Raw genomic sequence first — 1,392 nt, forward strand, 5'->3', positions numbered from 1 at the left:
GTTTAGCACCGTACCGGCATTTGAGCGGTCATCGGCCAGAACCTTTGTCGTGGCGTCGTTCCTCGGCCGCGTGATGATCGACATCGGGGCCGCATCGTGCTGCTTGCCACCGATCCGGTCGTTTTTGCGATGGATTTTTCGCGCGGACGAGACGACAGTCGGCCCACATCAAACGAGGCTAGGTCATGACCGCAGCATTCCTCTCCCACATCGACAGCGAGCTCGCGGGGCTCAAATCGGCAGGCCTCTACAAGTCGGAGCGGGTGATCACTTCGACGCAGTCGGCCGAGATCGAGGTCGGCGGCGACAAGGTGTTGAATTTCTGTGCCAACAACTATCTCGGCCTCGCCGATAGCGCCGATTTGCGCAATGCTGCCAAGCAGGCGCTCGACCGCTATGGCTACGGCATGGCATCGGTGCGCTTCATCTGCGGCACGCAGGAAGAGCACAAGCAACTCGAAGCCACGATTTCCTCCTTCCTCGGCATGGAAGACACCATCCTTTACGGCTCCTGCTTCGATGCCAATGGCGGCCTGTTCGAGACGCTGCTGGGCGAGGAAGACGCCATTATTTCGGATGCCTTGAATCATGCCTCGATCATCGATGGTGTGCGGCTGTCGAAGGCCAAACGTTTCCGCTACGCCAACAACGACATGGCCGATCTCGAGGCGCGCCTGAAGGAAGCCCGGGACTGCCGCTTCCGGTTGATCGCCACCGACGGCGTGTTTTCGATGGATGGCATCATCGCCAATCTCAGGGGTGTCTGCGACCTCGCCGAGAAGTATGACGCCATGGTGATGGTCGACGACAGCCATGCCGTCGGCTTCGTCGGTCAGAACGGCCGCGGCTCGGCCGAGCATTGCGGCGTCGAGGGCAGGGTCGACATCATCACCGGGACGCTCGGCAAGGCACTTGGTGGGGCCTCCGGTGGTTACACCTCGGGCAAAAGCCAGGTGGTCGACTGGTTGCGCCAGCGCTCACGGCCGTATCTCTTTTCCAACACGCTGATGCCGGCGATCGCCGGCGCTTCGATCAAGGTGTTCGAGCTGATCAAGGACGGCGATGGGCTGCGCGACAAACTCTACGACAACGCTGCGCGGTTCCGGTCGCAAATGGGCAAGCTCGGCTTCACGCTGGCCGGAGCGGATCATCCGATCATCCCGGTGATGCTGGGCGATGCCAGCCTGGCGCAGGAGATGGCCGCGCGCATGCTGAAGCGCGGCATCTATGTCATCGGCTTCTCCTTCCCGGTGGTGCCAAAGGGGCAGGCGCGCATCCGCACGCAGATGTCGGCGGCGCATTCCAGCGCCGATATCGACCGCGCGGTGGAAGCGTTCGCCGCCGTCGGGCGCGAACTCGGGGTGATTTCCTGACAAGCCGGAATCGAAAAGC

General features: G+C 62.2%; 1 protein-coding gene. It reads left to right on the plus strand.

The window, feature by feature from the left end:
- Nucleotides 1–185 precede the first annotated feature (185 nt).
- Complete coding sequence (locus tag EN994_RS31535) at nucleotides 186–1,373, plus strand: glycine C-acetyltransferase (RefSeq protein ID WP_063167735.1); 1,188 nt, start codon at nucleotides 186–188, stop codon at nucleotides 1,371–1,373.
- The last annotated feature ends 19 nt before the right edge of the window (nucleotides 1,374–1,392 follow it).

The sequence above is a fragment of the Mesorhizobium sp. M7A.F.Ca.CA.002.09.1.1 genome, assembly GCF_003998555.1.
In the GTDB taxonomy this organism is placed as follows: Bacteria; Pseudomonadota; Alphaproteobacteria; order Rhizobiales; family Rhizobiaceae; genus Mesorhizobium; species Mesorhizobium ciceri.

Coding starts and splice junctions, on each gene's coding strand:
- EN994_RS31535 (WP_063167735.1), top strand. CDS start 186: ATGACCGCAGCATTCCTCTCCCACATCGACAGCGAGCTCGCGGGGCTC.